This window comes from Rufibacter soli (genome assembly GCF_054781795.1).
The window spans coordinates 334,248-350,444 of record NZ_BAAGTS010000005.1; the positions used below are offsets into that span (position 1 = coordinate 334,248).

Annotated in this window: 12 protein-coding genes; 10 read left to right on the top strand and 2 right to left on the bottom strand. The window is 52.7% G+C overall.

The window, feature by feature from the left end; translation table 11 throughout:
• Positions 1 to 450 precede the first annotated feature (450 nt).
• The gene (locus tag ACYVJQ_RS15945; RefSeq protein WP_460894106.1) at positions 451 to 2,361 is read right to left on the bottom strand and encodes a hypothetical protein; all 1,911 of its coding nucleotides are present in this window, start codon (positions 2,359 to 2,361) and stop codon (positions 451 to 453) included.
• Between the two features lie 181 nt (positions 2,362 to 2,542).
• Here ACYVJQ_RS15945 and ACYVJQ_RS15950 point away from each other — a divergent pair, with 181 nt between their 5' ends.
• The 3 genes from ACYVJQ_RS15950 to ACYVJQ_RS15960 all read left to right on the top strand — a co-directional run bounded on the left by ACYVJQ_RS15950 (position 2,543) and on the right by ACYVJQ_RS15960 (position 4,886).
• Positions 2,543 to 3,808, top strand: a complete 1,266-nt coding sequence (locus ACYVJQ_RS15950; RefSeq protein WP_460894107.1) for a putative DNA modification/repair radical SAM protein — start codon at positions 2,543 to 2,545, stop codon at positions 3,806 to 3,808.
• Between the two features lie 71 nt (positions 3,809 to 3,879).
• Positions 3,880 to 4,029, top strand: a complete 150-nt coding sequence (locus ACYVJQ_RS15955) for a hypothetical protein (protein WP_156180626.1) — start codon at positions 3,880 to 3,882, stop codon at positions 4,027 to 4,029.
• Positions 4,030 to 4,049: 20 nt separating this feature from the next.
• Positions 4,050 to 4,886 (top strand): TIGR03915 family putative DNA repair protein, encoded by an 837-nt coding sequence (locus ACYVJQ_RS15960; RefSeq protein WP_460894108.1) that lies wholly within the window; start codon positions 4,050 to 4,052, stop codon positions 4,884 to 4,886.
• A gap of 499 nt (positions 4,887 to 5,385) precedes the next feature.
• Here the strand turns inward: ACYVJQ_RS15960 and ACYVJQ_RS15965 are convergent, their stop codons facing one another.
• Positions 5,386 to 6,762 carry a multicopper oxidase family protein gene (locus ACYVJQ_RS15965; protein WP_460894109.1) on the bottom strand — a complete coding sequence of 459 codons (1,377 nt, stop codon included), beginning with the start codon at positions 6,760 to 6,762 and terminating at the stop codon, positions 5,386 to 5,388.
• A gap of 582 nt (positions 6,763 to 7,344) precedes the next feature.
• On the opposite strand from ACYVJQ_RS15965, the gene purN reads away from it, so the two are divergent.
• From purN to rodA, 7 genes are all read left to right on the top strand, one after another.
• Positions 7,345 to 7,953, top strand: a complete 609-nt coding sequence (gene purN / locus ACYVJQ_RS15970; RefSeq protein ID WP_460894110.1) for a phosphoribosylglycinamide formyltransferase — start codon at positions 7,345 to 7,347, stop codon at positions 7,951 to 7,953.
• A gap of 226 nt (positions 7,954 to 8,179) precedes the next feature.
• Positions 8,180 to 9,709: a bifunctional phosphoribosylaminoimidazolecarboxamide formyltransferase/IMP cyclohydrolase gene (gene purH, locus ACYVJQ_RS15975; protein WP_460894111.1), complete on the top strand. Its 1,530-nt coding sequence runs from the start codon at positions 8,180 to 8,182 to the stop codon at positions 9,707 to 9,709.
• 906 nt (positions 9,710 to 10,615) lie between these two features.
• Entirely contained in the window at positions 10,616 to 11,644 is a 1,029-nt protein-coding gene (locus tag ACYVJQ_RS15980; RefSeq protein WP_048921507.1) for a rod shape-determining protein, read from the top strand.
• 15 nt (positions 11,645 to 11,659) lie between these two features.
• The gene (gene mreC, locus ACYVJQ_RS15985) at positions 11,660 to 12,541 is read left to right on the top strand and encodes a rod shape-determining protein MreC (protein WP_460894112.1); all 882 of its coding nucleotides are present in this window, start codon (positions 11,660 to 11,662) and stop codon (positions 12,539 to 12,541) included.
• Positions 12,534 to 13,058, top strand: a complete 525-nt coding sequence (locus ACYVJQ_RS15990; protein WP_460894113.1) for a hypothetical protein — start codon at positions 12,534 to 12,536, stop codon at positions 13,056 to 13,058. The genes mreC and ACYVJQ_RS15990 overlap by 8 nt, the downstream gene beginning before the upstream one ends.
• A complete protein-coding gene (mrdA, locus tag ACYVJQ_RS15995) occupies positions 13,055 to 14,890 on the top strand; it encodes a penicillin-binding protein 2 (protein ID WP_460894114.1) in 1,836 nt (611 codons plus the stop codon). The genes ACYVJQ_RS15990 and mrdA overlap by 4 nt, the downstream gene beginning before the upstream one ends.
• Before the next feature lie 11 nt (positions 14,891 to 14,901).
• Complete coding sequence (gene rodA, locus ACYVJQ_RS16000) at positions 14,902 to 16,179, top strand: rod shape-determining protein RodA (protein WP_460894115.1); 1,278 nt, start codon at positions 14,902 to 14,904, stop codon at positions 16,177 to 16,179.
• Positions 16,180 to 16,197: the final 18 nt, after the last annotated feature.

Below are 16,197 nucleotides of genomic sequence, written 5' to 3' on the forward strand. Positions count from 1 at the left end.
ATGAGGGAAAGCCTGCCCGTATTTTATTCTCGGTATATCTTAAAGGCTTTTTACACCTTACTCTAGTAGGCCGCACTCTGTCTGCCTAGCTACATTTTTATAAGAGGGTAAAAAAAGCGAAAGGTTAAAAGCAGGTATGGTAAAAATCTTCAGCCTAAAAACCAGAAGGACTTCCAAACCAGGCAAGCAAGTAATCATGCGTCCAGCATCAGATTCGTTTTATAGGTACTTTTTTGGCCGCAAGGGGTAAAGAGACTCTGCCTTAAAAGCACCTTAGGGTTGAAAGCGGAATAGAGTAACCTATTGCCGGAAATCTTTTGCCCATAGAATAGAAAGGCCCTTCATCCTCAAGGGGTTACTTTGCTAGCACAATTTAGAGTTTTTGAGGACACTTTAAGAAGAGATGGTCAGGTATTTTAGGAGATCAAGGAAGATTCCTGTTGCCGGGACCTACCTGAACTCAGAAATAAGGGGCTGGGAGAAGCGCAGGTCATTGAAATCATAATACTGGCGCGTGGTCTGGAACAATCTAAAGTCCTGCTGATTGCCTAGTTGGGGAATGCGCGGGTAATAGCCCAGTAGTATTTGAATAGTGTTGAACGTGAAGTACTCGTTCCGGAACCTGAGGCCCATCCCAAAACCGGTATAGGGTTTCTCCCGGAAAGGAGAGCGGTCTTTCACGCTGGTCAGCCAGGCGGCATCGGCGAAGCCTACCACCGCCAACCGGAAACCCAACAGGGTAAGGGGCGTGAAGAAGTTCGTTTCATAGTTGAGCACAAACCGCCGGTAGCCACGCACCTCCTGCGAACTGAACCCCCTGATACCGTCTTCCTGGTCGATGTCCAGGGCAAACAAATCGGGCCGGCGCAGACCCAAAGAGGACCTGCTCCATAAGAAGTGGCGCCAGCGCCAGTTGCGCAGCCGGTACAAGGGCGTGAAATACAGGGCCTCAGTGGTGAGGACCCCTTGTTCCCAGGCCCCTTGGTAGCGGTAGCTTCCGTATTCCAGGCCCCCATAAAGATACCCAAAACCGGGGCGATACTTGCCAAAAGCCCCCTTCACGCCCAGATAGGGCCTGTTTTTCACGTTGCCATCCTCGAAGCCGGCCGTGATCGCCAACAGATTCCCGGCCGGAATATCCTCGGTGCGCCCAAACCCAAACAGGTACTGGTCTTTGTAGTATCGCCTGAAACTGTAGCCAAACGCCGTGAGGTAAAGCCGGGCGCTTTGCAGGGTGGGGCCGCCGCCTTTGGTATAGCGCACGTTCATGACACGGGCAGCGGTAATAAACCTACCCGGGTTGTCCTGGGCCAGGTCATAGGATTTAAGCCGGAAAGCGCGGCCCAACCAGAAGTCCTGGATATAATAGTTAAGCGGGATGTGGGGAATAGGAGTGCCCGGTTCAGGTTTTTCTACCTGATAATAGTCTGGTTGTAGCGTCTGGTACCAACTGGCTGAGGCCCCGCCTGCGTATTTGGTATTGGTGGCAAAGAAGTCACGGCTAAAACTGATGCTCTGCTGCTTATAGTAATAGGTGTTGTTATAAAGAAGCTCAGCGGAGATGAAGCTTCGGGAAATATTCTCTATAAAATACCGGCCCTGGAACTGCCAGGGCTGCGGCTCAGACAACCCAAACCGGTAGCTGGTCCTGATCTGGTGCCCCAAACCCATGAAATTGATATCCCGCAAGGAAAAGCGGGTGCTGGAGGTGCTGGCAGACCCAGAGGCGCTTATACTAAACACGTCTTTGGTGATGATGACCACGTCTACGCTGTCTTGAGTGGAGGTGGAGTCATTGACCAGGACACGGGCATCTAGCAGGTAATCTGTTTGACGCAGCAAGCGCTCAGATTCAGACAAATCAAGGGGCTCCAACAGATCCCCTTCCCGGAAGAGGATTTGGTTACGGAGCATGCCCAGTTTGGTGCGCATGTGCAGCGCGTTGCCTAGCCGCTCCAGCCCGTTTTCCGGCAGCCGCAGGGTATCATTGATGGAGAACCCAAACGCATCTAACCTTTTAAAGTAGATACTGCGCACCACCTTGTAATTGTGCTGCTCATACGTCTGCGGAAGCCGTGCATTTTCTACGGGGCCAGCCACCTGACGGGGCTTAAACACCACCAGTGCTTTTACCGCCCGGCCAAGGATGGTTTTGCGCTGACTGATGTTTTTCAGGGTCTTCAGAAACTCCTGTGATTTGGTGGTGTCCTGAGCAAGGGAATCTGGCGGGGATTGGGTAGCGGGCGGAGAAGTGGACGGCGGAACCACCTGGGCGTACGCGCAAATACTGCAAACCCAGCTTGCTACCACAAAGAGCAAACAAACCCATGTCTGATAGTATCTTCCTCCGTGCGTGCTCATTGCGTTTGATTCATTCCTTAAAATACGTCAAAATTAGCTATAAACGATGCCTAGGTGTTAAAATGCTATTGTTATTAGTATTGTTGATAACTGGTGGAAAGATAAATGCTAAAAATATTGGTTTAATATCCGTAGATGTACTAACTTGCTAACGCTTTCAGAAACCAATAACGCCGAGTTTATGTCTTCACCGCTCCTAGAAAAACTAAGTATTTTGGCAGACTCTGCCAAGTATGACGTTTCCTGCTCTTCCAGCGGCGGTAAACGCAAAAACGAAGGCAAAGGATTAGGCAATGCTGAGGGCATGGGCATTTGCCACAGCTATACCGAGGATGGCCGCTGCGTGTCCCTGCTGAAAATCCTGCTCACCAACTTCTGCATTTTTGACTGCGCCTACTGCGTCTCCAGAAAAAGCAATGATGTGAAGCGAGCCGCTTTTACGGTGCAGGAAGTGGTAGACCTGACCATCAACTTCTACCGCCGCAACTACATAGAGGGCCTGTTCCTCAGCTCAGGTATTTTCAAGAACGCAGACTATACCATGGAGCGTCTGGTGCGCGTGGCCAAAAAGCTGCGGCTGGAGCATAAGTTCAATGGGTACATTCACCTTAAGACCATACCCGGCGCCAGCGAAGAGCTTATCAAAGAAGCCGGCCTGTACGCCGATAGACTGAGCGTGAACATTGAGTTGCCTTCTGAGGAAAGCCTGCAAACCCTGGCCCCGGAGAAGAACTTCAAAGACGTGCTCACGCCCATGGGCAATATCAAAGACCAACTGGTGCTGGTGAAGGAAGAGAAGAAGCTGTTCAAGTCTACGCCTTCTTTCGCGCCCGCCGGGCAAAGCACCCAATTAATAGTAGGCGCCACCGCCGAGACTGACCGCCAGATCATGACCCTGGCCGATGGTCTCTACCAGAATTTCCAGCTAAAGCGGGTGTACTACTCAGGCTACGTGCCGGTGGTGACAGACAGTCGCCTGCCGCTCATCAGTACGCCGCCCATCATTAGGGAGAACCGCCTGTACCAGGCAGACTGGCTGGTGCGCCTGTACGGCTTTGGCGTGAATGAACTGCTGGACGAGCAGAACCCGCAGCTGGACCTGCAGATTGACCCTAAGCTGGCTTGGGCGCTGCGCAACCGTCAGATTTTTCCTTTAGAGATTAATACCGCAGACTATGAGCTGATTGTCCGGGTACCGGGCATTGGTATTAAATCTGCGAAGAAGATAGTGGCGGCCCGCCGCTTTGCCGCCCTCACCTGGGACCATTTGCGCCAGATTGGGGTAGTGCTGAAACGGGCCAAGTATTTTGTTACCTGCCATGGTAAAAGTTTGGAGACGAGAGAATGGGACGAAGAAACCATCAGGAGAAGAATCATTTTCGGGGAGAAGGGCGGTCGCGCCAGCCTCTGGGGCAGCCAGCTGGACCTGTTCAGCCAGGCCAGCTAAAAAAGCCAAAACGCCAATCACCCCACAAGCGAAAGAAAATAACCTTTGTTAAACCTCATACTTCTATTGACATGCCTACTTTATCTGCCCGCCAAACCGTAGCTCCTGTTTCCTTCCGTTGCAAATTGAGCACCCTGGTGCCGTATCTGCGCCAGCTGTCCAGCCAGCGTCATGAGGCCACCGGTTCAGGGAGCCGCACGCCCATCCGTATCGCTTCCTAATTTAACGCTTCCCGGCGCGCATGCATTTCTATACCTATGACGGCTCCTTTGAAGGACTGCTCACGGTGGTGTTTGAGGCGTATGACCGCCAGGAATGGCCCACCCAGATTGGCCTGGAAGGAGAGGCCCCGGCCGGTATCTTCGCCAGCCACCATTCTATCACCACCGATGAGGCCAAAGCCAAACGCGTGTGGGAAGGCCTGGGCAAGAAACTGTCAAAAGCCGCCTGGGAAAACGTGTACAAAGCCTACCTCTGGGAACAGCCCGGGTTTGAGATGCTTGTTTTCCAATTCTTGCGTCTAGTGTTCTCCAGCCCTATCGCGGGCATTGAAGAGAATTTTGCCGAACCCTGCGTGCAGAAGATGGCCCAAATAGGCAAGCAGATGCACCGCGAGAAGCACCGCATGGAAGCCTTTATCCGGTTTCAGCAAACCCAGGACGGTCTCTATGTAGCGCCCATCAACCCCGATTTCAACGTAGTGCCGCTTATCGTTCCCCACTTTGAAAAACGCTACGCCGACCAGCCCTGGCTTATTTATGATCTGCGTCGCCAGTACGGCGCCTATTATGACCTGCACCAGGTAAACCTGGTGTCTCTGGAAGAGGCACCCAAAGGCCTGCAAAAAGGCCAGCTTTCCGCTTCTATCCTCACTGACATTGAGCCTCTGTACCAGCAACTCTGGCAGGCCTACTTTGACCACGTTAACATTCCAGAACGCCGTAACCGCAAGCTGCACCTCCGGCATATGCCCAAACGTTACTGGAAATACCTCACCGAGAAGAAACCCCGCGTGCAAACCCACCAACCTATCCAAAACAAACAGGTGCCTTCCGGCATGAGAAGGCTGAACGGGTAAAACCCGAAATTTCCTGTTTTAAGCCTGTTTTCAGAAAAACAGGCTTAAAACAGGAAATGGCCTGGCTAGTTAGGTGGATGGCCATCAAAAGACTTAATAGCGCGATTACCAGGCTATCTTTAATTTGATAAGAATATCAGCGAGGAGGAAAAGGAAAGTTTTCCGTTTTGGGCCTGGTTTAGGAAAAACGTGCCCGAAACGGATTTATACTTCCGTAGAGTTTAGGACAGTTAAATAGTCTGAGAGGCGAATGATTGGGTGCAATGCCGCTTTGCTCAAAGAAGAAGCCTCTGATTTATCTACCTTTTTGAGATGTAAACGCACTCAGCAAAAGTTTGACGAGAGGAAAAAAACAGAAACCCTCCTGCGGTAGCGACACAAGAATTATGTCGCTACCGCAGGAGGGTTTCGGCAATTACCCAAATAGGCAGACCAAAGACAGGAGGAGGTCACGCGCCTCAAATACCTTTGGTTCCTATTCTGGTAAGTTATAGTTTGCTTAGTCTACTACCTCAAAATTAGCCATCATGCCCATGTCTTCATGCTCCAGTTTGTGGCAGTGCATGAGGTACCTTCCCGTAAAACTGTCAAACCTTATAAGGACCGTGACCGTTTCCCGGTCTTCCAGGAGCACGGTATCTTTCCAGCCTGCTTCCCAGGCAAATACCTTGCCTCGGCCGCCAGAACGGGAAACTACCTGAAAGGAGGCGCCATGTATGTGCACCGGATGCGGGGCATTGCCATTGGTCTTGAACACCCAAAGCTCGGTATCGCCTTTTTTCACAGTCCAGTCTATGCGGTTCATGTCAAACACTTTGCCGTTGATCTTGGTCATGCCGTCAAAACTGAAGGTGCGGGTTCTTATCGCTGATGGCAGGGGTGTAAAAGAAGAGGTAATAGGCAAACTAGCGGTAAAAGCCGCCTGCGTACTGCCAACCCTGAACTCAAGTAAATCCCATCCTGCCCTAAGGTCCCGCAGCATTATTTTGGTGCCGGCGGGGTAGTTCCTGAAATCTATCAACACGTCTGTTCTTTCTCCATTAGCCATATCAATGCGGGCCTGGTCTGAAGAAAGAGGTAAGAGCCCACCGTCATTGCCAATGAGGTGTAGATTGGCGCCGTTGGAAAGTGCCAGACCAAATATCCGGGAGTTGGCGCCGTTGAGAATTCTAAAGCGGTAGACGGCTCTGTCCACGTCCAGATAAGGGTTTTTCGTGCCGTTCACCAAGGCTACCTGGCCCAGGAAGCCGCCTGAAGTAGGTTTGTAGAGCATGGCGCCGGTGTTACTGAACGTGGCATCCCTGATAACCAGGGGCACCTCATATTTCCCGGTTGGAAGGTTCTTGCTGGCTTCCTCGCTGTCATTCACAATAAAGCCGCCGGCCAGACCATTGTACACCTGCTCACCTGTCATCATGTGCGGGTGGGGATGATACCAGTTGAAGGCCGCCCGCTGGTTTACCGTAAAACTGTAATGGTAGGTCTGGCCGGTGTTTATGGCTTGCTGGGGCTGTCCGTCATTTTCGGTGCTCACCACCAACCCATGCCAGTGAATGATGCTGTGCTCCGGTAGCTGGTTCTGAAACGTGATGGTAGCGTTGTCTCCCCGATTTACCCTAATGGTTGGTCCCGGGAAACTGCTGTTGTACGCCCACACCTGCGTGAAATTGCCGCCCCCCAAATCTACAGAGATAGCGGCCGCCGTAATAGAGAACCCTGATGCCGTTACCTCACCAGGTAGGTAAAGCTGGTTGCGGGTAATGCCGGTACTTCCTCCTCCTTTTGCCTCCTTGGAGCCGTTTACTTTTAAAGGGTCCATTTCCTGCATGGCCTGCTCACAGGAGAACAGGAACAACACCACGAAGAGTATGGGCACTTTGGTTTGTAGAAATCGTTTTACATCATCCATTGGTTTAACATTAGCAAGCGTAAAAGTTAAACTGTTTCTGTGCTTTACACTAGTTAACTACGCTGTAACCTTGGGCTACGCTACCCACTGGGGAGGGATAGAAATCACCTTCAAAGATGATTTTAATCATTTTTAGTATAGTAGAATAATGGGACGGATTTGAAAGCAATCTTCTTTTACGCAGGCCAGGGTAGAAATTGATTGCCGCCTTCCATTATCGTTTATAAAAATGCTGCCAAGGAAGGACGATGGGGTTACGTAGTTGCGGAAAAGGGGATGCTCCTTAGGACCTAGAAAAATGATTACACGCCTGTAGCTATGAGTTTGGGCTGATAGGAAGCGCTGTTCCTTTTAAGCCCACTAACTGATGCCACATGAAGGATATCCTTCCGTTTTGGGCCTGTTTTTCAGAAAACGGCCTTAAAACGCACTTGCCATATTCCTTCTCCTAGCTGCAGGGAGAGAACAAATTTTCACGTTTTTCGCCTGTTTTCCTGAAAATACCTCAGAAACGCTATCTTTGCTCTTCCATCCGCAGTACAAGCCGTTTTGGGTACCTCTTCTAAAAAGAACATCGTCATTTTCGCTTCCGGCTCCGGGAGTAACGCCCAGCGCCTGCTGGAGCACTTTGAGCACCACCCGCACATTCAGATTGTGGCGCTCTTTTCCAACAACCCAGACGCGTATGCCCTACAACGGGCTCAGAAATTTGGCGTGCCTACCGCCGTGTTTGACCGGCCCATGCTGAAATCAGGGGAAGTGCAGCAACAGGTGGAAACGTACCGGCCAGATTTAATTGTCCTGGCCGGGTTTCTCTGGCTGCTGCCAGCCGCCTTTGTACAGGCTTTCCCCAATAAAATCATCAACATCCATCCGGCGCTGCTGCCCAAGTTCGGGGGCAAAGGCATGCATGGCCAGCACGTGCACCAGGCCGTGCTGGAGGCCAACGAAGTGGAGACGGGCATTACCATCCATTACGTGAACGAGCACTATGATGAAGGCGCACCCATTTTCCAGGACCGCTGCCCGGTAGAACCCCAGGATACCGCAGAGACCATTGCCGCCCGCGTGCTCACCCTGGAGCACCAGCACCTGCCACGGGTGGTAGAGGAACTGCTCACTGCTGACCAAAAGAAGCCGGGAACATCGGCCGCCTAAAATCATAACCCCACATGATGCACCAGACACGGCCCCAGGTTTTTCTTTCACTGCCCTACCCGTGTCTGCGAGCGCCTTTTTCTGGCTTCGGGATTGCCCGTAAGCATGCTCTTGCTATGCCTTTTCCGGTCAACCATCTGTCTGGTTTCCACGCGGGCCCAGCGGGCTTTGGCCGAACCTTGGAGTATATCTCTTTCCTTTTCAGAACCACATTTCGTCAAATCATATGAATACCGTAAAAATCAAATCTGCCCTTATTTCTGTGTACTACAAAGACGGCCTGGAGCCGTTGGTGCGCGAACTCCAGAAGCAAGGCGTTACTTTTTATTCCACGGGCGGCACGCAGACCTTTCTGGAAGGCTTGGGCGCCGAGGTAGTGGCTGTAGACAGCGTCACCGATTACCCGTCTATCTTCGGGGGCCGCGTGAAAACCCTGCACCCCAAAATCTTCGGGGGTATTCTGCACCGCCGGGGGCATGCGCAAGACCAGCAGGAAGTGGCGCAGTTTGAGATTCCGGCCCTGGACCTGGTGATTGTGGACCTGTACCCGTTTGAGGAAACCGTGGCCTCGGGCGCCCCGGAGGAAGACGTGATTGAGAAGATTGACATTGGCGGCATCTCCCTTATCCGGGCGGCGGCCAAAAACTTTGAGGATGTGCTGATTGTGTCCTCGCGCGAGCAGTACGCAGAAGTGGTGGACCTCCTGCAAAGCAAAGACGGCAATACTGACCTGTCCGACCGCAAGCGCTTCGCCGCCAAGGCCTTTGATATCTCGTCTAACTACGATACCCACATCTTCAACTACCTGAGCAAGGAGCAGGACCTGGCCCCCGTATTCAAGCAAAGCGAGCGCCAGAGCCAGACCCTGCGCTACGGCGAGAACCCCCACCAGGCCGGGACCTTCTACGGCGACCTGAATGCCCTCTTTGACAAGCTCAACGGCAAGGAACTCTCTTACAATAACCTGGTAGACGTAGACGCCGCAGTGCTCTTGATGGCCGAGTTCTCTGCCCAGCCCGCCGTGGCTATCTTAAAGCACACCAATGCCTGCGGCGTGGCCGTCGCCGATTCCCTGCACCAGGCCTACCTCAACGCCCTGGCTTGCGATCCGGTATCTGCGTTTGGCGGGGTGATCATTACCAACCAGCCCGTGGACCTGGCTACCGCCGAAGAGTTGAACAAGCTTTTCTTTGAGGTATTGATCGCGCCTGATTTCAACCAGGACGCCCTGGAGCTGCTCCAATCCAAAAAGAACCGCATTCTGCTGCGCCAGAAGCCGGTGCAGCTGCAGGGTAAACTGTTCAAGACGCTGCTCAACGGCGTGATTGAGCAAGACAAAGACCTGGCCACCGAAACCGCCGCTGATTTCAAGACCGTGACTGAGCGCGCGCCGTCACAAGAAGAGGTGCAAGGACTGGAGTTTGCCCTGAAAGTGTGCAAGCACACCAAGTCCAACACCATCGTGCTGGCCCGTGGCAACCAGTTGCTGGCCAGTGGGGTAGGGCAGACCTCGCGCGTAGACGCACTGCGCCAGGCCATTGAGAAAGCCAGAAGCTTCGGGTTTGACCTGCAAGGATCCGTGATGGCCTCAGACGCGTTCTTCCCATTCCCGGACTGCGTGGAGATTGCCGCCGAGGCCGGCATCACTGCCGTAGTGCAGCCCGGCGGCTCCATCAAAGACCAGGACTCCATTGCCGCCTGCAACGCCCGCGGCCAGGCCATGGTCATGACCGGCGTACGTCACTTCAAGCACTAAGAAGTTTCTGCTTCCGCTCTGCAAACGCCCGGCTGTTCTGTGAACGGCCGGGCGTTTTGTTTTAGGCCTTTTTTTGGGAAAATAGGCCTAAAACGGCTGCGCTGAGTCTTGAGTCTAGAGTCCTGAGTTGATCTGTAGGAGTGCGTCATCCCCCTACCCCCTTTAAAGGGGGACGAGTAAGAGGGCAATGCGATAAATCCGCAAAATGTGCTCTCCTGTGTGAACACCCCCCTTCGCCCCCCTCAAGGGGGGAGTCTGCTCTTGGTAAGCGATTATAGGAATTGTCGGGCAGTAGTGCGTTTTGAGCCTGTTTTTGGAAAAACGTGCCTAAAACGTTCTACACCACACTTACCTTCCCACGCTTTTCTAGTTCCAGTCTTTACTTTGAGCGCCTCGCTTGTGGCCCTGCAGGGGCTTTGCTAAGGGCAGACTGCAACTCGGCCGCAAGGGCAGTGCGAGGGGAAAGACGGGGCCCCGCGGCCGTGAGCGCTCGGAGGGAAACCATGCAACAACCAAGCATAAGGGCTAAGGCGACATCGCTTACCACGCCAGCCACAGGCGGTATGGAAAATCCTCCAGCACTCAGCTTTAGCGCCAGCAGAAATCAATCTTATAAAAAGTAAATCTAAAAGAAAGACAATTTGGCTCTGCCCTTGAATGATTCACAAAGAGGAAAGCATCTATTGCTACAAAAGTTCTTCAAAGGAATAGATAACCGGCCATACTATTACCAGCAAAACCGCCGTTTAGGACCTGAAATCCTGAAATAAGGCTAAAAACGCAACTGGTTTGGGATCAGCAGAATTTATTGGCGGGAAATACGTAATTTTGCGCCATTATAGTACCTTGTAGAGAAATAGTTTTTCATATATAGTGTTCTAGAAGAGAACACCACAAAGAAACATAATGGGATTATTTAATTTTTTTACTGCCGATATAGCGATTGACCTGGGTACCGCCAATACCCTTATCATCCATAACGATAAAATAGTAGTTGATGAACCTTCCATTATTGCCATTGACCGGTCTACCGGCAAGGTGATAGCCGTAGGGCGAGAGGCGATGCAAATGCACGAAAAGACCCACGAAAACATCAAAACCATCCGTCCGCTCAAAGACGGCGTGATTGCGGATTTTACCGCGGCAGAGCAGATGATCAGGGGCATGATCAAGATGATTGACAAAGGCAAGAAGCGTTTGTTCCAGCCATCGTACCGCATGGTAATCTGCATTCCTTCTGGTATCACCGAGGTAGAGAAACGCGCCGTGAAAGACTCAGCCGAGCACGCCGATGCCCGCGAGGTCTGGATGATCCAGGAGCCAATGGCCGCTGCCATTGGGATTGGCATTGACGTAGAGCAGCCCGTGGGCACCATGGTAGTAGACATAGGGGGCGGTACTACTGAGATTGCCGTGATTGCCTTGTCTGGTATTGTGTGCGACCAATCCATCCGGGTAGCGGGAGACGTATTCAACAAAGACATTCTGGACCACATGCGCCGTCAGCATAACCTTCTGATTGGGGAGCGGTCTGCCGAGAGAATTAAAATTGAGGTGGGCGCCGTGCTCACTGAACTGGAGAACCCGCCGGCCGACTTTGAGATCAGGGGCCGTGACTTGATGACCGGTATCCCGAAGGTGATCAAGGTAACCTATCAGGAAATCGCCATCGCGCTGGATAAATCAGTATCTAAGATTGAAGAGGCTGTTCTCAAGGCCTTGGAGATTGCGCCGCCGGAGCTTTCTGCCGATATCTATGACAACGGTATTCACCTCATTGGCGGTGGAGCCTTGTTGCGCGGTCTGGACAAACGTCTGGCCGCCAAAACCAAGCTGCCTATCCACATTGCCGAGGATCCGTTACGCGCCGTGGTGCGTGGTACGGGTGCGGCCGTGAAAAACATTGAGGGTTTCCGCAACGTGCTCTTGAGCTAATAAGCGCACGCGCCCATGCGGAAACTATTTATTTTCATCTTCCGGATTAGGGCTTTCCTGGTATTCCTGCTGCTAGAGGGGGTTTCCCTGTATTTGCTGTACCGGAATAACACGTACCATAGCGCTGCTTTTTACCAGTCCTCTAACTACTACGTGGGGCGGGTACTGGAACTGCAGAGCCAAGTATCTGATTATTTCAGGCTCACAGAGGTAAACCAGACGCTGGCGCAGGAAAATGCCCAGTTGCGGGCCCTGCTCACGCAATTAAATGAAAGGCAGCTGGACGACAGCCTGGGTATGGCCAAAGATTCCCTGTTCATGCCCACAGACTCCCTGGCGGCAGATTCTTTGGGGCCGGCCTTGTATACCTATCGTCCGGCGCGGGTAACCAGCAACTCGGTGCGGGGGCTCAACAACCACTTGGCGCTCAACGTGGGCTCAGACGCAGGGGTGCAACCCGGCATGGGTGTATTGACCGCCAATGGGGTGGTAGGCCGGGTAAAAGCGGTTTCCAAGCACTATGCCACGGTCACGTCTTTGCTTCATTCCCAGACCTTGATCTCGGTGCGGCTTAAGCGCAACAAAAGCCTGGGCTCCATTAGGTGGGACACGGAAGATCCCGAGACGGCCAGTCTGCATTATATTCCCTTGAGCGAGAAAGTGTTCAAAGGCGATTCTGTTTTGACCTCGGGGGCCGGGGGTATTTATCCGCCGGGCATTTTGGTGGGCCGCGTGATAAGCGTGCGCAAAGAGCTGGATAAAAGCTTTTACACCATCAAAGTGCGCCTAAGCGTTGATTTTAGCAAACTCTCCTACGTGTACGTGGTGGAAAACAAACGCAAGCCCGAAGTAGACAGCCTATTCATCAAATCTGGCATAACCGAAGAGAATGAATAATTTCAGGTTCATCCATTTAGTGCAGTTTGTAGTGCTGCTTGGCCTGCAGGTGTTGCTCATGCGTAACCTGGTGCTGTTTGAGACGGGGTTCTGCTTTGTGTACGTGGGCTTTATCCTTTTCCTGCCCATTGAGATGGACAAGGTATTACTGCTACTGTTGGGCTTTGTGGCCGGGTTTACGGTAGACCTGTTCTATGACACGTCTGGGGTGCATGCCGCCGCCACGGTGCTCATGGCGTATCTGCGGCCGTCTATGCTCCATTTGATCACGCCCAGAGACGGGTATGAGACTTCAGACAATGCCAGCCTGCCTTCTATGGGCTGGCGCTGGTTTCTGACCTATGGCGCCGCGCTGATCTTCGTGCACCACTTCGCCCTGTTTTTTCTGGAACTCAACGGATTTAAATTAATAGGTTTTACGTTAGCCAAGATAATAGCCAGTACCCTGTTCACGGGCACTGTGCTGATTATTTTCCAAATGTTATTTTTTGAGCGAAGGGCAAGGGGTTTTAGATGAAATACTTAGAAGGCCGCAAATACGTAATCCAGGCAATCTTCATAGCTATTGGGGCGGTTTATCTCATCAAGCTTTTCTATCTGCAGGTACTGGATGACAGCTACAAGACGGCTGCGGAAAACAACGCCATGCGCCGGGTGGTACAATACCCGTTCCGGGGCCTTGTCTATGACCGCCATGGAAAGCTGCTGGTAGAAAACACCCCCGTCTATGATTTAATGGTGGTGCCTAAAGAAGCCAAATCCATTGATACCCTTAAATTCTGCCAATTGGTGGGCATGAGCCTACCGGAGTACCGCGAGAAGATCAAGGCCGCCAAAGCCTATTCTTATGTCAAATCCTCTCCTTTCCTGCAGCGCCTCACCAACGCCGAGTTTGCTGCTATCCAGGATAACCTGGTAGATTTCCCGGGGTTCTACATCAATGCCCGTACGGTACGGGGTTATCCGCATAAAAGTCTGGCCCACGCGTTGGGCTACATTGGTGAGATCAGTCCGCGCCAGTTGGAAGATTCTTCGTACCGGGGGTACCGCCAGGGTGACTACTTGGGTATTAGTGGCTTGGAGCGGGAGTATGAGCAGTACCTGATGGGCAAGCGGGGCGTGAAATATACCATGGTGAATGTGCGCGGCATTGAGAAGGGCTCCTTTAAAAGCGGCGCCTATGATACCTTGTCAGTGGCCGGGCAGAACCTCACCACCACCATTGACCTGGACCTGCAGGCCTACGGCGAAAAGCTGATGGAGGGAAAGACGGGCAGCATTGTGGCCATAGAGCCCAGCACCGGAGAGATTCTGTCATTGGTGTCGGCGCCGTATTATGACCCTTCTCAGCTAACGGGTAAGGAACTGGGCAATAATTACATGAAATTGCTGGTAGACCCCGTAAAGCCGCTTTTTAACCGGCCGCTCATGGCTACCTATCCACCGGGCTCTATCTTCAAACTGGCGCAGGCCCTCATTGCCATGCAGGAAGGAACGCTTACCGCAGAAACCGGCTATCCCTGCAACTGGTCTTTGGTGAAATGCTCGCACCGGCACCCGTACCCAGCTAACCTGGGCATTGCCATAGAGCAGTCCTGTAACCCCTATTTTTACCAAGTGTTCCGGTCAGTGGTGAACAAGGGCAGGTCCAGCAATATCTTCCAGGACACGCACCTGGGGCTGGACGCCTGGCGCAAGCACATCCAGACCTTCGGCTTTGCCACCCAGGTAGGCGTAGACTTGCCCAATGAGAAGAAAGGTATGATGCCTTCGTCTTTGTTCTATGATAAGATTTATGGACCCAAAGGCTGGAAATTCCCCACTATTTACTCTATCAGTATCGGGCAGGGTGAAACGGGGGTAACGCCGCTGCAGATGGCCAATTTTGCCGCCATTATCGCTAACCGCGGCTTTTACTACACCCCGCATATTGTCCGTTCTGTAGGGGAGAAAGGCAAGCCTTTGCCGGAGTATCAGGTTAAGCATTACACCTCGGTGGAACCCCGGCATTTCCCGGCGGTGGTAGAAGGTATGCAGCGGGTGGTGGAATCTGGTACCGCCCGCTACGCGCAACTGAAACATATCAACGTGACCATCTGCGGCAAAACCGGGACCGTCCAGAACCCCCACGGCAAAGACCACTCGGTGTTCATTGCCTTCGCGCCGAAGGATGACCCTAAGATTGCCATTGTGGTATATGTGGAGAACGCTGGGGGCGGCGCGGTGGCGGCAGCTCCAATGGCCAGTCTCATGGTAGAGAAGTACCTTACAGATACCATTACTACCGCAGGGCGCAAGCGCTGGGAGGCAGACATGATCAGCGGGGCCTTCTATAAGTGGGGTAATTAACCAAAACACACATGCGTACCTCCTATAAACTTACCCGCAACATTGACTGGATCACCATTGGGCTATATGGCTTGATGGTGCTGCTGGGCTGGGTCAATATTTACGCTGCGGTCTATAACCCGGAGCATGTGACCAGCATCTTTGACTTTACGCTTAACTCTGGCAAGCAATTGGCCTGGATTGCCACCTCGGGGGTGATTATTGTGATGCTGTTTGCCATTGACTACAAAGCGTATGACTCCTTGGCCTACGGTATTTACTGGCTGGTGATTCTCATCCTGCTGGGTACGCTGCTGCTGGCCTCACCTATCAAAGGGTCAAGGTCCTGGCTGGTGATCACGGAGTCTGTGCGCTTGCAGCCGGCTGAGTTTGCCAAGTTCGCCACCGCCCTGGCCGTCTCCAGGTTCATGAGCGGGATTAACCTGCGGCAGCAGAATTGGCGCGACCAAGCCAAACTGGCCGGGCTGGCGCTTTTGCCGCCTATCATCATCATCCTGCAGAATGAAACCGGGTCTGCCCTGGTATTCGCCGCCTTTACGCTGCCTTTCTTCAGAGAAGGCATGTCACCGTTGATCCTGATCATTGGAGCCGTGGCTGTGTTTGTATTCCTGCTTACGCTCCTGATTCCGCAGTGGTACCTGGTGGCCATTATCACCGTGCTCATGGGGGCCTACCTCTGGTTTAACTTCCATAGAATTAAGCGCTACCTCTACACGTATGCCGGTATCTGGGCCGCCGTGGTGGTGATGGTATTCAGCGTGAGCTACTTTGTGGATGACGTCTTGCAGCCCCACCAGCAGAACCGCATAAAAGTACTGGTAGACCCCGAGATTGACCCTTTGGGCGTGGGCTGGAACGTGACCCAATCTAAGATTGCCATCGGTTCTGGTGGGTTCTTCGGGAAAGGTTTCCTGGAGGGGACGCAGACCAAATTTGACTTCGTGCCTGAGCAGAGTACTGACTTTATCTTCTGTACCGTGGGCGAGGAACACGGCTGGATAGGGAGCTTGATTATCATTGCCCTGTTCATTGGCCTGCTGTTGCGCATCATCTACGTAGCCGAACGGCAGCGCTCCGTCTTTGGTCGCACCTACGGCTATTGCGTGGCTTCTATCATCTTCTTCCACTTTCTGGTGAACGTGGGCATGACCATCGGGCTGGCCCCGGTGGTGGGCATTCCGTTGCCATTCTTCAGCTATGGCGGCTCCTCGCTCTGGTCGTTCACTATTCTGCTCTTCATCTTGCTGGCCATTGACGCCCACCGCAAACTGGATTTGGGCAGAGGGTAAGGCGTAGCACGTAGCAAG